Source organism: Ruminococcus champanellensis 18P13 = JCM 17042 (genome assembly GCF_000210095.1).
Classification (GTDB): domain Bacteria; phylum Bacillota; class Clostridia; order Oscillospirales; family Ruminococcaceae; genus Ruminococcus_F; species Ruminococcus_F champanellensis.
Window position 1 is genome coordinate 223,785 of record NC_021039.1, and the last position, 14,966, is coordinate 238,750.

A 14,966-nucleotide genomic window follows, 5' to 3' on the forward strand; every position below is an offset into this window, starting at 1 on the left:
TGGGTGGAGCACGCAGAGCATAAAGAAACGCACACAAACGAATGGTCGCTCAGAAAGGTAAACCGGCAAAGCGTAACCCCAAAAAAACGGGACGATCTCCATCGTCCCGTTTACTTATGATATTTCCCCCCTGCCTGGATCTGAAACGCCCGGTACAGTTGCTCCAACAGCATCACCCGTGCCAACTGATGGGGGAAGGTCATCTCCGACATGGACAGCCGCAGATCCGCCCGCCGCTTGATCCGCTCCGCCAGCCCGAAGGAGCTGCCGATCACCAGGGTCACCGTGCCCTGCCCCTGTACCCCCAGCCGGGTCAGCAGCCCTGCAAACGCCTCACTTTTCTGCTGCTTCCCCTCAATGCACAGGGCGATCACATATCCGGCGCATGCCTTCTCAATGGCACTCGCCTCCGCCTCCAGAGCCTGGGCGATCTCCTTCTCCCCCGGATTCTCCGGCAGCCGTGCCTCCTCCAGTTCCAGAATCTGCAATTTCGCAAATCTGCCGATCCGCTTTGCATACTCTGCACAAGCCTCCCGCAGGTACTGCTCCTTCAGCTTGCCCACCGTCACCAGCCGCACCTGCATCATCTCAGAACACCACCATTCTTCCTGTGGTTTCCACCGGCGCCACCTCCAGCAGGTAGTCCCCGTTCCGGCGGAACTGCCCCAGCGCCTGCTCCACGGTCTGCTCCGCCAGTGCCGGGGTGTTGTTCTCCTGACTCAGATGCCCCAGGATCAGCCGGGTGGTGCCTGCCGCCACCAGTGCCGCCGCCAGCGCACCGCTGTCCGGGTTGGACAGATGCCCCCGCTCCGAAGCGATCCGCTGCTTGAGATAGCCGGGATAGGGCCCGTTTGCCAGCATCCGGGGATCGTAGTTTGCCTCCAGCAGCACCAGATCACAGCCCAGCAGCGCCTGATGCACCGTGGGGGTCACATGCCCCAGATCCGTACACACGGCGCAGGTACGCCCGTCTCCGGTACGAATCCGGTAGCCGCAGCTCTGCACCGTGTCGTGGGGGATGTCAAAGGCGGTCAGCTCCGCATCCCCGGCGGTCACCGCCCCCTCCATCACCTGTGCCGGACAGCCCGGTGCCAGATGCTCCCCGGCAATGAGCTTTTCCAGGGTCTGCGCCTGGGCATACACCGGCACCTTCAGCCGCTTGGTCACCATCCGCAGCCCCTTGATATGGTCGGAATGGTCGTGGGTGATGAAGATCCCCCGGATGGCACTCTCCGGAATGCCGCAGTCTCCCAGTGCCTGCATCAGCCGCTTGCAGGATACCCCTGCATCGATCAGCACGCCCCCATGGGGAGAGCCAACAAAGCTGGCATTGCCCTTGCTGGAGCTGAACAGGGGGTAGATCCTTGCCATATGTATACATCCTCTCAAAACAAAGAGGCAGAAAGCCCCTCGCTTTTTGCCCCTTCTCCCGGTTACATGGCCTTCTTGACCGATACCCCCGGAAAGCTCTTTTTCACAATGTCTGCGCCCAGCTTTTGCAGCTTCTGCTCCATGCAGGCGTAGCCCCGCTCTATGTGGTAAATGTCCTCGATCTCCGTAACGCCGGTTGCCGCCAGCCCGGCGATAATCAGCGCCGCCCCGGCTCTCAGGTCGCATGCCTTCACCGGTGCGCCCATCAGCTTGCCGGTGCCCTCGATGACTGCCACCTTGCCGTCCACGGAGATATCCGCACCCATGCGCCGCAGCTCGTCCACATACCGGAACCGCTGCTCCCAGACCCCCTCCTTCACGATGCTGGTGCCCTCTGCCAGGCACAGCAGGGTGGTGATCTGGGGCTGCATATCCGTGGGGAAGCCCGGGTGGGGCATGGTCTGGATGCTGGTTTTCACCAAGGGCCCGTCCACCCATACCCGGACGCTGTCGTCAAATTCCTCAATGTTGACCCCGATCTTCTCCAGCTTGTTGGTGATCGGTTCCAGATGCTTGGGAGTCACGTTCTTGATGAGCACATCCCCCTTGGTGGCTGCGGCAGCGATCATAAAGGTGCCCGCCTCGATCTGATCCGGGATCACCGCATAGGTGGTGCTGTGGAGATGCCCCACGCCCCGGATCTTGATGACATCCGTGCCGGCGCCCATAATGTCCGCACCCATGGAATTGAGGAAATTGGCGAGATCCACAATGTGAGGCTCCTTGGCAGCGTTCTCGATCACCGTCAGCCCCTCTGCCCGGACAGCCGCCAGAATGGCGTTCATGGTTGCCCCCACGGACACCACATCCAGATAGATCTGACTGCCCCGGAGCCGGTCTGCGGTCACATCCACCATGCCGTGGTCAATGGTACACTTGGCACCCAGTGCGGTGAACGCCTTCAGATGCTGGTCAATGGGACGATCCCCCAGGGGACATCCCCCCGGCATGGACACCCGTGCCCGGTGGTACTTGCCCAGCAGCGCCCCCAGGAAGTAGTAGGAGGCACGCATCTGCCGTGCGCTTTCGTAGGGAACGCAGCAGTTCAGGATCCCTCTGGGGTCGATCCGGTAGGTGGTCTCGTTGAGCATATCCACCTGCGCCCCCATCTCGTACAGGATCCGCAGACTAATGGAAACATCACTGATATTGGGTACATTTTCGATGACGCATGGCTCGTCCGCCAGGATCACCGCCGGAAGGATCGCAACCGCCGCATTCTTGGCACCGCTGATTTCCACTTCTCCCATCAGCTTGCGTCCGCCCTTGATGATAAATTTATCCAAACCTTTTCTCTCCTTATTTTTTCCCCGTCGGTTGTCCCCGGCGGCGAAAACCGCTTTGCTGCCGGCACTCTTTTTTTCTGCCTGCTGAATCTCTTTTGTTCTGTTTCTATTTCAGTATACCCTGCCTCTGCCGGGTTATCCGGTTACTGGGCGTGGTATTCCGTTACCTTCATGCTCTCGATGGTTACCTGCTCCTTGGGCTTGCTCTTGGAATCCACCGCCACATCGTTGATCTTCTTGCAGATATCCAGTCCCTCGATGACCTGACCGAACACGGTGTAGTCCCCGTCCAGATAGGGCTGACCCCCATGCTCATAGTACATCTGCTTCACCTGGTCGGAATAGGTCTTGCCGTATGCCTTCAGCTGCTCAAAGGTCTGCTCCGTCACCGTGTCCCCGGTGACGATATAGAACTGGCTGTTGTTCAGCTTGTCGGATGCCACCGCATAGGCAAGCGCCCCTTCAAAGTGGCACAGCTTGCTGGAGATCTCCTGCTTGAAGCCGGTGCCCCACATGGATTCGCCCCCGGTGCCGTTGCCCTTGGGATCGCCTCCCTGGATCACGAAATCCTTCACCACCCGGTGGAAGATCAGCTCATCGTAATACTTCTGCTCCACAAGACCCAGGAAGTTTTCCACCGCCTTGGGGCATTCCTCCGCAAACAGGCGGATCTTCACCGTGCCGTAGTCCTTGATGTTCAGCTCGACGATCTTTTCCCCCTCTGCGGGCATGTCGTAGTTGATGATCTTTTCCTCGGACAGGCTTGCTTCCTTCTTGCCGCAGCCGGTCACGCCGCCTGCCAGCATAACGCCGCACAGCAGCATGCTGACAACTCTGCGCCATGTCACTCTATATTTCATAAGGCACCTCTCAATTCTCGGATGGGAGCCTGCATGCAGACCACCCCATAATTCACCATATTAACTTTATCATTATACAACATTCTCGCGCATTTGTAAAGGCATCCGGCACGATTTCTTCATTTTTGGAGAAAATGACGGACAATCGTCAACTCTTTTATATTGTGATTCTTCCCGAAAAACTGCTGTTTATGAAAAAAACAGCACCGTGCATGCTCTGCACGATGCTGTGAAGCCATATGGCTTTACCGGTGTCTGCCGCCGCCGCCATGGCTGCTGCCCCCGGAGGAATGGTGACTGCTGCCGCCACCGCTGCGGCTGCCGCCGCCCCCGGAGGAAGTTTCGATCTTGGTTTTTGTGGTGTATTCCCGCAGGAAGGTGTCCGTCTGGACATCCATCTTCACCTTGTTGTGGCACACATAGGTGGTGGGCGACGGTGCCGCCTTGAACTTGTACTGACTCTTGATGCAGAAGTATACCACCAGCGCCACGCCGGCCCCCACGATGCTGGCAATGAAGATCCACCAGCCCCACTTGAAGGGCAGCCGATCCGCTTCAATGAGCTTGCCGTTGTCGTCCAGATACAAATAGGTTTTCGAGCCGGAATTATAGGTATAGTACCCCTTGGGCACGCCCTGATTCTTGTATTGCACCAGTTGCTGGCAGAACTGCTCCACCACCCGTGGGTAATCCCCGGCCACCAGTGCGCTGTGCATGGCTACCAGCATATCGTCAACCCGGTTGCTGTCATCGCTGTTGGTGTAATAGAACTGCCCCATGCCGCAGGTGGAAATGTAGTCGTACTGGGTGGAGTTGTTCACCACCAGCAGCACGCCGTCCGTGTTCACCCCGTATTCCTGGTTGAACAGCTCATCATAAGCATCGTCCGCATAGCGTTCCACCGCCGAATCACCGGAGAAGGGCGTTTCCTCCCCCACGATCACCACCGCCACATACATTTGCAGCTCCTCGGCAGTGTCCCGGATCTTCTGGGTCAGCTCCGCTGCCTCATCCTCCGGCAGATTGCCCTCCACGTCATACAGACCGCAGTTATCCTTGTGGATGGGATATGCGTGATCTGCGTCCTTGCTGCTCAATGCGGCAGCCGGCATGGTCAGCAGCAGGGTCATGCATACCAGGCACAGTACGCTTACAATTTGTTTCCAGTGTCTCATGCCAGCAGATACCCCCCGAACAATGTAATCAGCGCCACAAATACGCCTACCCCGGCGCAGAATGCCGCCAGCTTCCCCTTACTGAGGGGCGGCGTGCCTGCCTGCTTGCCGGTCTGCCCGTTGATGGCGAATTCGTACACCTTATCCTCAAACTTGAAGGTGGCAAACCACACGGGCAGCAGCATATACTGCCAGTCCGTCCGCAGCACATTCATAGAGGAGCTGGTAACGCTGAGGGCGTTGTAGCCCTTGATGGTGCTCCGGATCTGCCGATCCGCCCCCTGAATGGCACGGTTCCGGATCCTGGGGAACACCCCTGCCTTGTCCACGTCATATTTGTCCGCATAAAAGCCGCTGAGGTAGGACATGGAGAAGGGCTGTACCTCCTCATAGTTAAAGGGCTCGATGGCCTCCATTAGCTGATCCTCGATCTTGCTGGAGCCGTCTGCCGGGATCCCGTCCAGTCCCACCTGTCCCATACGCCGCACAGCAAACTCCTTGGTGTTGGTGTACCGGTAATCCCCGGAGCGCCAGGTTTTCACCTGCTTGCCGATGGCGTTCAAGTCCGCATGCACGTTGCAGTCCGCCACCCAGAAGGGCACATACAGCCCGGTGATTTTCTCCAGGTTCTGCTTCTCCTTGAACGCCTTTGGCAGGAACCAGCGCTTTTTGCACCAGTCGGAGAAAATATGCAGCGCCTCCTCCTTGGTGATCTTGAAGGGCAGCACCTTGCCGGGCTTGTATTCTCCCGACAGCCGTCCCTTGAGGATCACCGGGTTGTGGCAGTAGTAGCAGAATGCCGCAGCGGTGTTGTCATCCGCCACGATCTGGGCGCCGCAGCTTCCGCATTCATACAGGTTTGAATGCTCTGCGAACTCCTGCTCCTGCTGTAGCTCCTCCGGGGAGCGGCTCAGATCCGTTTCCTCGTTTTCCTTGCACACCTGCTTGATTTCCGCCTCGGAAAACAAGCTCCGGCAGTATTCACAACCAAACTGCTGCTTCCCCGGGTCGAATTTCAATTCGCCGCCGCAGTTGGGGCATTTATATTGGATCGCCTCCAAATACAATCAACTCCTGTCTATCAAACAGCATCCAAGCCCGGTGCATCCCCGACACACCGGACTTGCCAATGCCAATGTATGCCCTTAGCCTCTTTTTCTGCCGCAGTTGGAACAGAATGCCCCCTCATTCACCGAGCCGCAGGCACAGGTCCATGTCCCTGCCTGGGGTGCCGGACTGCCGCAGCTGGGGCAGAATTTCCCCGTATTCACCTGACCGCATTTGCAGGTCCAGCTGCCTGCCGGTGCCGGCTTTGCGCCGCCGCAGTTGGAACAGAACTTGCCGCTGTTCATCTGACCGCACTGACAGGTCCATGCCCCGTCGTCCATCTGCTGTACTGCCCCATTGGGCTTGAGCGCCTGGGCTGCCTGCTGCTGTTGCTGCATCTGCATCTGTGCCGCATTGGTGGCAGAAGCCGCACCCATAAAGTTCCCGGCTGCGTTCATGCCCATGCCCATTGCCATAAAGGCGTTGCCTGCACCGGCGGTGTTGGAGCCTGCCGCCTGGATGCCCCCTGCCACGGTGGACTGCACATAGCCCTCCCGGATGGTAGCGTCGGACAGCATTGCGCCCTGGTTCCGCATATTGATGAGCTTCTTGCTCTCCTCGTCGTAGCTGATGCTTGCCACGCCCACGGAGACGATCTCCATACCACGCAGCTCATTCCAGTCTGCATCCAGCACATTGCTCATGTACTTTGCCAGCTCCAGGCTCTTGGAGGGCAGTGCGGAGATCCGCTGACCGTCCACGGACATCTGCCCGATGGCAGCCTGCAATGCGCTGAGGAATTCGTCAAAGTACTGGTCGTTGATATCGTTGATGTCCACATGCTCCGCATTCCGGGGCACAGCCTCGCTGAAGAACTTCAGCGGATCGGTGATCTTGATGGAGTAGCTGCCGTGGCACCGTACAAACAGCTCTGCGTTGTAGAAATTGTCAAAGTACTGCAATGCATTCCGCGTGCCGAACTTGATGCCCTTGATCTCCTGCAGGTTGATAAAGTACACCTGCTGGGATCCGGAGGGCTGCCCACCGAATTTGATCCGGCTGAAGGTTTCCTTGATGGAGTCCTTCAGCTCCCCGTTGAACATGGAGGGGGTGGAGGACAGGTATACTTCATAGTAGCCCGGCTCGGCAGAGTAGTCGATGATCTTGCCGCCGTCCACCAGCAGCATCATCTGGTTGACTCCCACATGGATCACGGAGCCGTTGGAAATAATATTTTCCGTCCCCTTCTTGTTGCTGCTGCGCTTATTGCTCACCTGCACCCCTCTGGTGCAGACTGTGGTTGCTGTCATATTATCCGGCTCTACGACCTCCAGCCAGGAATCCGCCAGGCCGCCGGTTACGGCACCTGCAACTGCTTTCAAAATGCCCATATACTTACCTCCGATTTCATCGTTCTTGGCAGCACATTCTCCATGCTGCATGGTGATATTATAGCATACCGCCGCCAAAAAAGCAAGATATTTTAGTCAATACCGCAAAAATGCTGCACCATATCACCGAATGTGCGCAAAACGCCCGGAGACATGCTCCGAGCGTTTCTGATGTGTTATGATTTTCCTGCCGGGAAGATCAGCTCCGGGATCTTCTGGTACATCTGCTCTGCGGAGGCGGAAACCTGGTCAAAGCCGCCGCAGTCGTCCACCCCGTTGGAGGTCCAGGCAAAGACCCCCTGCCAGCCGTTGCTGTATGCGGAATCCGTACACTGGGTCAGGGGCTTCTTTGCGTTTTTCAGGCCCTCCGCCGGGCATTCTCCCAGTACCACCGGCCGATCCACCGGCATGCCGAAGTCCTTGGGGGATTTTTCAAAGGCGTTGCCCCAGTTTGCCACCTGCCACTCGTAGAAGTGGGGAGAATAGTAATCCAGGAATGCGTCCTCTCCGGCAAAGCCCTTGAGCACCTTGTCGGACACATAGTTGCCGCTGTAGTTGTCGCTGTTGTACTTGACCATGCCCATACCAACCGTTACCAGCACATCCGAGTTCTGATGCACCCCGGCGGCACACTGGGCAAAGAACCGGGACAGATCCTGCCACTGGAGCTGTCCGCATTCGGAATTCTCCACGATCCAGTCCGGCTCGTTGCACAGATCCACACTGAACAGATAATCGTTGTCGTCGTAGCGCTTGACGAAGGGGATCACATAGTTGTCCACATAGGTCTGGCTCATCTCCTCGCTTTGCAGCATGGTGCGCCAGCGCTGATGCTTGCTGTTGCTGTCCTTGCAGTGGTCAAAGGACATGAGGGTCGCCATAATGTAGATCTCATGCTTCCTGGCGATCTCGAAAAAGCTGTCCAGATCCTCCCACATCTTGTCCTTCAGACCGGTGACGGAGCCGTCCTCCTTGATCTTGACCCCCACTTCCCCGTTGCAGCTGATCCACACACGGCTGGCGTTGATGCCCTTGTCATGAAGCTGGGCGAAATGCTCGTCCCAGAACTGGGCGTCATACTCGCCGCCAAAGTCGTTCCAGTTATCCCAGGGGGTGTTGACGCCGTTGAACCAAAGCTCCTTGCCGTCCACCTTGAAGCTGGTACCCTCCACCATAATCCTCCTGTCTGCCTGGCTGCCCTGCTGAGAGGAACTGTCTGCACAGCCGAACAGCAGCAGACAAACGGACAGCGCCAATGCGATACATCGTTTCATAACATACTCCTTTTTCTCGGAAATTCGCCCCGGAATGGTGACAATCCGTCAGCTAATAATATAATAAAGCATTGTATCCCCTTTGTCAATATGGTATACTGAATACAACATCAAACAAGGTACTGTGCGATGTTTATGCCCGGCATTCCCTCCCCGAGGAGGCTGCATGCCGGCGGATATCCGGTCTTTCTTCGGCGGTCCCCTCCTCTGAAGTCCCTCTCTTTTTCCGGAACGGATATCCTGCAGACTGAAGCCAGGGTACGGCTTTCCGGATCTGCATTTTTTCACACTGCCGCTTTTCCGGCAGTGTTTTTCTTTTGCCCAGACGCAGAACCGCCGCCCCGGATGCTCCGGAACGGCGGATTTTTTATCGCTTTTAGTCCATGGTAAAGAACCGCTGATTTGCCTCAAAGGTATCGTGGGGGCGGATCTCCCGGTAGCCGGTGGTTTCCCGGGGCAGCTCCAGATTGGGCGCATCGATCATAGCGGTCATAGGCTCCGGGCAGAAATAACCGTTGAAACCCCTGTCGTTCCAGATGATCCAGAACTTGTACTCCGGGGAAACCTGGTAGCAGATGCGCTTGCCGCTGGCGGTATCCTCCACGATGGCACCGTAGAAGGACTGACCCTCCAGCTCCGTTTCCTCTGCAAAGTACATATCGTTGTTGATGTCCTGAAGCACCGGGCACTTGGTGCCGTTCTTGTATTCCAGATCGTACAGCTTCAGATCAATGAACCGCTGGGTGGGCAGACACCGCTCATCCAGCTCACAGCGCTTGCCGATGGGCACAGTCAGCCGGATGTCCTCCTCCTTGCCCCCGTCCACAAAAGGTGTGTTGATGGTGGTGTGGGTGGCAACGGAAATGGGCATCATCTTATCGGACAGGTTGGTGAGCCGCACCTTATGCTCCAGACCGCAGGCGGACAGGGTAAAGGTATACTCCGCCAGGAAGCGGATGGGCAGGTATTCAAAGAACGGATCGTTCTCATCGTACCGGTACTGGGTCTTCAGCACAGCGCAGTTGTCGTCTGCGTGATGCTCCACAACGGTGTGGGCACGCTTGTGCAGAAAGCCGTGAATGTGGTTGTTGTAGGGAGCAGCCTCGTTGACGGGCAGCTGATAGACAGCGTCCGAGGTTTTCAGCACCCCGTCTGCAAACCGGTTGGGCAGATACAGGGTGGGCAGACCCCACACCTCCGGAGACTGTTTGATGTGCTCTGCGTTGTTATCCTCCCGGTAGCGGAAGATCTCCATGCCCCGTTCCTCGTCCCGGAACCGGATCACGTTTGCGCCGATCTCATAAGCGATCCAGGCACGGTAGCCACCTGCGCACAGCTCGATGCAGGGGGTGCCGTTCCATTCTATTTGCTGGGTTGTGTTCATATCCGTTCTCCTTTGTAGCGCTGTCCCCGAAGCCCTCTCCGCCCGGGTAGAAGCCGTGCAATGTCATATCACTCTATATTGTATCACACTGCCCCCTGCTTGTCAAGGCAATGGGAGCATTGCTGCGCCGTTCCGATCCGTTCCCCGTAATGCACAGCGGTTTCGACCCCTTCTGCGCTGTTTTGCAGAATATCCGGATCCAGCACCGCCGCATCCTTTTGCAGCAGCACCACCACCGTGGAGCCGCCGAACCGGAACATGCCCTTTTCCGCCCCTCTGCGGACGTTGCCCGCCCCGTGATGGTTCACGATCTTCCCCACCATCAGCGCCCCCACCTCGATCATAGCAATGGTGCCCAGGTGAGCGGTGCGGATGAGGCATGCCGAGCGGCAGTTCCGCTTGTAAATGTTGTACCCCTCCAGGGCGATGGGGTTCACCGTATGCAGCTCACTGCCCAGCAGCCGGTTCCGGCTTTTCACCCCGTCCTCCGGGTAGCAGTACCGGTGGTAATCCTCCACCGTCAGCCGGAAAATCAGGCACTGTCCCCCGGCGAACCGCCTTGCAAGCCGGTGGCAGCCCAGAAGATCCCCTGTCCGGTACAGGCTCTGCTTGATGGGAAAGCAGCTGTCCGGGGTGATGGGATACACCGTGAGCTTTGCGTCACAGGGGCTGATGAGCGCTGCCGGATCCGGATCCACCGGCCGTGCCTCCGGGCGGATCTGCCGGGTGAAAAAGGCGTTGTAGCTCCGGTAGGTTTCCTTCTGATAGTCGGACAGATCCATCTGGAAATGCCGGACAAAGCCCGGGATCAGCACCGTGGACAGAGGATGATCCAGCGCAGCGCCCCCCAGTGCGGACACCCAGGGCTGCACCAGCAGCTTCAGCAGGCTGCGGCCCGGTGCCGTCCGGTATAAAAATGCCAGAGCACGATCCTGGGTTTCATCGGTCACGGTCTGGGAGCCGTCCCGTCTGCGAATGATCCCCATGGCTTACCCTCTGCTCTTGTACAGCAGCCAGGCAAGCTCCAGTGCGCCGATGCCGATGAAGGCAAACATGCACCGTATGCCCGGCTTCTTGATCTTAAACCGGGTGATGAACGCCAGTCCCACCACCAGCAGCAGAGTGCCGTACACCTGGGGGAACAGGGCACCGATATCGTGCCGGAAGCTGAACAGGGGCGGAAAAATCAGCGCCACACTGGTCACCGGCAGACCTTCATACACCTTCCGCACCTCGCTGGTCTGCTTCTGCCGCTGATCCTCGGTCACGTTGAAATACGCCAGCCGGATCAGTGCCGCCAGGGTGAAGAACACCAGGATCGCCAGATCCAGCGGCCGGTTCAGACCGCTTGCATAGCCGATCACCGCCGGCAGAAGCCCGAAGCACACCAGATCCGACAGGGAGTCGATCTGGATGCCGAACTGCTTCTCTGCGTCCGTGCGCTTCCGGGTACGCGCCACCTTGCCGTCGAACATATCGCAGAATCCAGCCAGCAACAGCAGGATGATGCCGATGCCCGGATGACCGGACAGAGCATAGTAAATGCCGCAGCAGCCGCATGCAAATCCCGCATAGGTGAGCAGCACCGTGTAATTGTAAAATCCTATCATGAAATCCCCTTTAATTCCTTTATCCCAGGCGGAACATCTCCGCCGATGCAGACTGCGTGTCTTTCATTATAACAAATTATTCATAACTTTGCAAGGGGGTGCAGCAAGAAAGTTCAGGTTTCCGGCGGCTTTTTGACGGATTCATACAGAAGCTGCATGTTTTCTGTGCAAATTGTTCCCCTTGTCACCGATCTGTCACCCGGTGTCACCTGTCCGTAACGGCTTTGCACCGGATTGTCAACGGATCTGCATCATTCTGTTATTGCATTCCCGGCTTCATCTGGTATAATAAAGACAGCAACAGACCCATAACCACACACTCTTGGGGTATGCGCCGCCCCGCATTTTCCAGACTATGGCGCAGAGAAAGGCGGTGTCCCGGAACAAACGATCATTCACACGAACCGAATCCGGCATTGACCGGCAGAAACCATAAAAAAGCAGTCGTCCTGTTCTGCGCACAGGGCGGCTGCTTTGTCTTATTTCCGCTTCTTTTTTGGGGATGGTTTCGGGGCAGGCGCCGCCGGAAGGGGCTTTGCCGCCGGTTTGGATGGTTCCTCCGGCTCCGCTTCCTTGAGTCGGTTCTGCAAATAGGTGTACAGCAGGGACAGCACCGGGATCCCCAGGATCATGCCCAGAATGCCGCCCAGTCCGCCGCCCAGCACCACTGCCAGCAGCACCCACAGAGGCGGCAGTCCCACGGAGCTGCCCACCACCCTGGGGTAAATGAGGTTGCTTTCCAGCTGCTGCAAAACGATGACGAACAACACGAACCATACCGCCTGCCGGGGGCTGGCAAGCAGCAGCACCAGGGCGCAGGGGATGGTGCCGGCGATGGGCCCCACAATGGGGATCATATTGGTGATGCCGATGATGACGCTGATGAGCACGGCGTAATCGAACCGGAACACCTTCATACCGATGTAGCATAGAATGCCCAGAATAAAGGCTTCGGTCATCTGTCCGTTGAAAAAGCTGGAGAAGGTGTCCACCGTCAGCTTCATGGTGCCTGCAAAGCGGCTGTATCTGGGCTGCTTCAGAGCCAGCTTCGCAAGCCCCTGCGCCATTTTCTTCAAGCCCCGCTTATCCGCCAGGATGTACACAGAAAAGGCGATGCCCACGAACAGATCCACCACCACCCCGAAGATGCTTGCGGTAAAGTCAAAGGTTTTCAGCAGCATTTCCGGCAGGTATTCCGTCAGTCCCACCAGCTTTTGTTCGATGTCCCACTTCTGGAGCCATTCAAACACCACCGTGTCCTTATTGGCAAGGAGCAGCCGCTCCGCATTGCGGTAGTAGGTGTCGAAATTGGCGGTGAACTGCCGGATGCTTGCGGCAAACTGGGGGATGATGATGCACACGATGGCAACCACCACCGCCGCTGCCAGCACATAGGTCAGCACCAGTCCCAGCCAGTAGCTGAGCCGGGGCAGGGGCTTTTTCTTCGGGTTCAGCTTCTCCGTCAGCCACAGCAGCCGCCTCTCCAGCACCCGGAAGGGGCTGTTGAGAATGAACGCCAGCACCACCCCGATGATGGGAGGACGCAGGATCTTGAACAGGGCGCTGATGCCGGCAAAAAAGCCCTCATACCGCAGCAGGATAAACGCAAAGACCAGCAGCACGCCGCCGCTGAAGATGAGACTTTTTACCAATCGGGAGTGAATGAAGGAAAATCGGCCTTTTCCGGGTTCCAAATGCAATACCTCCTGTCAAAAACAGCAATGCCCCGCAGCAGGTGTGGGGCATTCCGGGCCATTATCGTCTGAGCATGGGGAGCTTCACCCGGTCAAGGGCAAAGGCGGCGATGCAGAACAAAGCGGCGGAGCAGCCTGCCTGCACCAGATTTGCCGGCACCGTCTCGGCGATCTGCGCCACCGGATTCCCGTACAGGATCACGGCGGTGAGATAATAGCCCACTACGGTGATGGCAACACACGCCACAGAGGCGATGACGCTGCGGCGGCTCAACAGGGTCTTGGTTCTGCTGACCCCCATGCTGTAGAAGCATCCTGCCAGCATGGACTTGATGATGGCAGTGGGAATGGCGTAAATGGCATAGCCGCTGAGCAGATCCGCCATGCTTCCCCCGATGGCTGCGGCAAGGATGCCGTAGGGCATGGGCAGCATGCAGGCAGCCAGATAAATAAAGCTATCCCCCAGATGAATATAGCCGTTACCCACGGGAATATGCAGAATAAAGGCGGTGGTCAGACAGATCAGCGCTGCAAACAACCCTGTATACACCATATTCCGCAGTTTCTTTTCTTTTTCCATCATAACGATTCCTTCTTTCCGTTCCGGCGGAGGGGATCCCCTCCTGGGCAGGTATTCTAGGCAACACCGCGCAAAGATTGCGTAGTAGATGCTGCGCAAAGCCGACAGGCGGGCTTTGTGCGGTATTGCCTCTATTCCTTCACGTCCTGCCCTGGGGCAAGCCGTGAAAGGCATGGTTCAAAGCATACTCCCTCCTGGGTGGGTGTGCCGAGGGAGAGGGTATACCGGGTGGCGGCGGCGATGAAGCTGCCTGCCAGAGTCACCGCCTCCGGCAGGGTGCCTCCTGCCGCAAGCCGGGCGCTGACGATGGAGGCGAACAGATCCCCGGTGCCGGAGAACATACGTTCGGTGCGATCCTCCGCATCGAAGTACAGCTCCCTGCCGTCGTACACCAGATTGCACAGCACCGGCTCCCGGACAATCCCGGTGATGACCACAGCCCCGGCGCCCAGGTCATACAGCCGGCAGGCAAGCGCCCGGGCCTGGGCGGTGGACAGCTCCTCGCCGGGATAGTCCGTACCGGTGAGGATGCATGCCTCGGTGATGTTGGGGGTAATCACGTCCGCATGGGACACCAGCCGCTTCATCCGGCGGCACATATCCGGGGTGTAGGTGGGATACAGCTTTCCCCCGTCCCCCATCACCGTGTCGATGATTACATGGGGCGGCGTATGCTGCCGGGCACGCTGCTGGGCAAGGAAGTCCTCCACCAGCCGGATCTGCTCCGCCGATCCCAGAAAGCCCGTATATACGGCGTCAAACTCCAGCTCCCCCCAGTCCGCCAGATACGCCCCCAGATGGGGGGTGAAATCCTGAAAGGTGAAGTGGGGAAAGCCCGTATGCTTGGACAGGATGGCGGTAGGCGCCGGGCATGCCTGCACCCCCATGGCGGACAGCACCGCAATGGCTGTGGTCAGGGAGCAGCGGCCGTAGCCGGAGAGATCGTTGATGCATGCCACACGGGGCGGCCGGTTTTTGTTGTGCATGGGGCACCTTCTTTCTTTGTTCATGCTGCGGAATTGCGGTCTGGGGTTTGTGTGACTGTTTGCTTTTTCGTGTGGGTTTCTCCAATGTTATTCATGATACTTAACCGTATGGGTCACGCCTTGGCATTTTGCTCTTTGAGTGACCGCTTGCATGTGACTTGTTTTTGATACTCTGCGTGCTGGGGATACGCAGTACAGGTTTACCGTCTTCTTGGGGAGACAACCCGGGTATTATCATACTCAACCTG

At 57.7% G+C, this 14,966-nt stretch carries 14 protein-coding genes; all 14 read right to left on the reverse strand.

Annotated features, from left to right (window positions below):
* Window positions 1–110: 110 nt before the first annotated feature.
* Window positions 111–587, reverse strand: a complete 477-nt coding sequence (gene rlmH / locus RUM_RS01010) for a 23S rRNA (pseudouridine(1915)-N(3))-methyltransferase RlmH (protein WP_015557373.1) — start codon at window positions 585–587, stop codon at window positions 111–113.
* Between the two features lies 1 nt (window position 588).
* A complete protein-coding gene (locus RUM_RS01015; RefSeq protein WP_015557374.1) occupies window positions 589–1,371 on the reverse strand; it encodes an MBL fold metallo-hydrolase in 783 nt (260 codons plus the stop codon).
* A 62-nt stretch (window positions 1,372–1,433) separates the two neighbouring features.
* Window positions 1,434–2,717, reverse strand: coding sequence for a UDP-N-acetylglucosamine 1-carboxyvinyltransferase (locus tag RUM_RS01020; protein ID WP_041326197.1), 1,284 nt, complete (start codon window positions 2,715–2,717; stop codon window positions 1,434–1,436).
* A 143-nt stretch (window positions 2,718–2,860) separates the two neighbouring features.
* Window positions 2,861–3,577 (reverse strand): peptidylprolyl isomerase, encoded by a 717-nt coding sequence (locus RUM_RS01025; protein ID WP_081459940.1) that lies wholly within the window; start codon window positions 3,575–3,577, stop codon window positions 2,861–2,863.
* 245 nt (window positions 3,578–3,822) lie between these two features.
* Window positions 3,823–4,752 carry a TPM domain-containing protein gene (locus tag RUM_RS01030; RefSeq protein ID WP_015557376.1) on the reverse strand — a complete coding sequence of 310 codons (930 nt, stop codon included), beginning with the start codon at window positions 4,750–4,752 and terminating at the stop codon, window positions 3,823–3,825.
* Complete coding sequence (locus RUM_RS01035) at window positions 4,749–5,813, reverse strand: TFIIB-type zinc ribbon-containing protein (protein ID WP_041326198.1); 1,065 nt, start codon at window positions 5,811–5,813, stop codon at window positions 4,749–4,751. The genes RUM_RS01030 and RUM_RS01035 overlap by 4 nt, the downstream gene beginning before the upstream one ends.
* An 84-nt stretch (window positions 5,814–5,897) precedes the next feature.
* Window positions 5,898–7,190: an SPFH domain-containing protein gene (locus RUM_RS01040; RefSeq protein ID WP_015557377.1), complete on the reverse strand. Its 1,293-nt coding sequence runs from the start codon at window positions 7,188–7,190 to the stop codon at window positions 5,898–5,900.
* Between the two features lie 176 nt (window positions 7,191–7,366).
* Complete coding sequence (locus tag RUM_RS01045) at window positions 7,367–8,464, reverse strand: cellulase family glycosylhydrolase (protein ID WP_015557378.1); 1,098 nt, start codon at window positions 8,462–8,464, stop codon at window positions 7,367–7,369.
* 376 nt (window positions 8,465–8,840) lie between these two features.
* Window positions 8,841–9,848 carry an aldose 1-epimerase gene (locus tag RUM_RS01050; protein WP_015557379.1) on the reverse strand — a complete coding sequence of 336 codons (1,008 nt, stop codon included), beginning with the start codon at window positions 9,846–9,848 and terminating at the stop codon, window positions 8,841–8,843.
* Between the two features lie 83 nt (window positions 9,849–9,931).
* A complete protein-coding gene (locus tag RUM_RS01055) occupies window positions 9,932–10,834 on the reverse strand; it encodes a phosphatidylserine decarboxylase (RefSeq protein WP_015557380.1) in 903 nt (300 codons plus the stop codon).
* A gap of 3 nt (window positions 10,835–10,837) precedes the next feature.
* The gene (locus RUM_RS01060; RefSeq protein WP_015557381.1) at window positions 10,838–11,458 is read right to left on the reverse strand and encodes a CDP-alcohol phosphatidyltransferase family protein; all 621 of its coding nucleotides are present in this window, start codon (window positions 11,456–11,458) and stop codon (window positions 10,838–10,840) included.
* A 479-nt stretch (window positions 11,459–11,937) separates the two neighbouring features.
* Window positions 11,938–13,152: an AI-2E family transporter gene (locus tag RUM_RS01065; RefSeq protein ID WP_041326199.1), complete on the reverse strand. Its 1,215-nt coding sequence runs from the start codon at window positions 13,150–13,152 to the stop codon at window positions 11,938–11,940.
* A gap of 61 nt (window positions 13,153–13,213) precedes the next feature.
* Complete coding sequence (locus RUM_RS01070) at window positions 13,214–13,735, reverse strand: TIGR04002 family protein (RefSeq protein ID WP_015557382.1); 522 nt, start codon at window positions 13,733–13,735, stop codon at window positions 13,214–13,216.
* A gap of 128 nt (window positions 13,736–13,863) precedes the next feature.
* The gene (locus RUM_RS01075) at window positions 13,864–14,718 is read right to left on the reverse strand and encodes a pyridoxamine kinase (protein WP_015557383.1); all 855 of its coding nucleotides are present in this window, start codon (window positions 14,716–14,718) and stop codon (window positions 13,864–13,866) included.
* Window positions 14,719–14,966: the final 248 nt, after the last annotated feature.

Excerpts from the sequence above, each read along its gene's own strand:
- RUM_RS01025 (WP_081459940.1), bottom strand. The coding sequence starts at position 3,577 with ATGAAATATAGAGTGACATGGCGCAGAGTTGTCAGCATGCTGCTGTGC.
- RUM_RS01050 (WP_015557379.1), bottom strand. The coding sequence starts at position 9,848 with ATGAACACAACCCAGCAAATAGAATGGAACGGCACCCCCTGCATCGAG.
- RUM_RS01075 (WP_015557383.1), bottom strand. The coding sequence starts at position 14,718 with ATGCACAACAAAAACCGGCCGCCCCGTGTGGCATGCATCAACGATCTC.
- rlmH (WP_015557373.1), bottom strand. The coding sequence starts at position 587 with ATGATGCAGGTGCGGCTGGTGACGGTGGGCAAGCTGAAGGAGCAGTAC.
- RUM_RS01015 (WP_015557374.1), bottom strand. The coding sequence starts at position 1,371 with ATGGCAAGGATCTACCCCCTGTTCAGCTCCAGCAAGGGCAATGCCAGC.
- RUM_RS01055 (WP_015557380.1), bottom strand. The coding sequence starts at position 10,834 with ATGGGGATCATTCGCAGACGGGACGGCTCCCAGACCGTGACCGATGAA.
- RUM_RS01045 (WP_015557378.1), bottom strand. The coding sequence starts at position 8,464 with ATGAAACGATGTATCGCATTGGCGCTGTCCGTTTGTCTGCTGCTGTTC.
- RUM_RS01070 (WP_015557382.1), bottom strand. The coding sequence starts at position 13,735 with ATGATGGAAAAAGAAAAGAAACTGCGGAATATGGTGTATACAGGGTTG.
- RUM_RS01030 (WP_015557376.1), bottom strand. The coding sequence starts at position 4,752 with ATGAGACACTGGAAACAAATTGTAAGCGTACTGTGCCTGGTATGCATG.
- RUM_RS01060 (WP_015557381.1), bottom strand. The coding sequence starts at position 11,458 with ATGATAGGATTTTACAATTACACGGTGCTGCTCACCTATGCGGGATTT.
- RUM_RS01040 (WP_015557377.1), bottom strand. The coding sequence starts at position 7,190 with ATGGGCATTTTGAAAGCAGTTGCAGGTGCCGTAACCGGCGGCCTGGCG.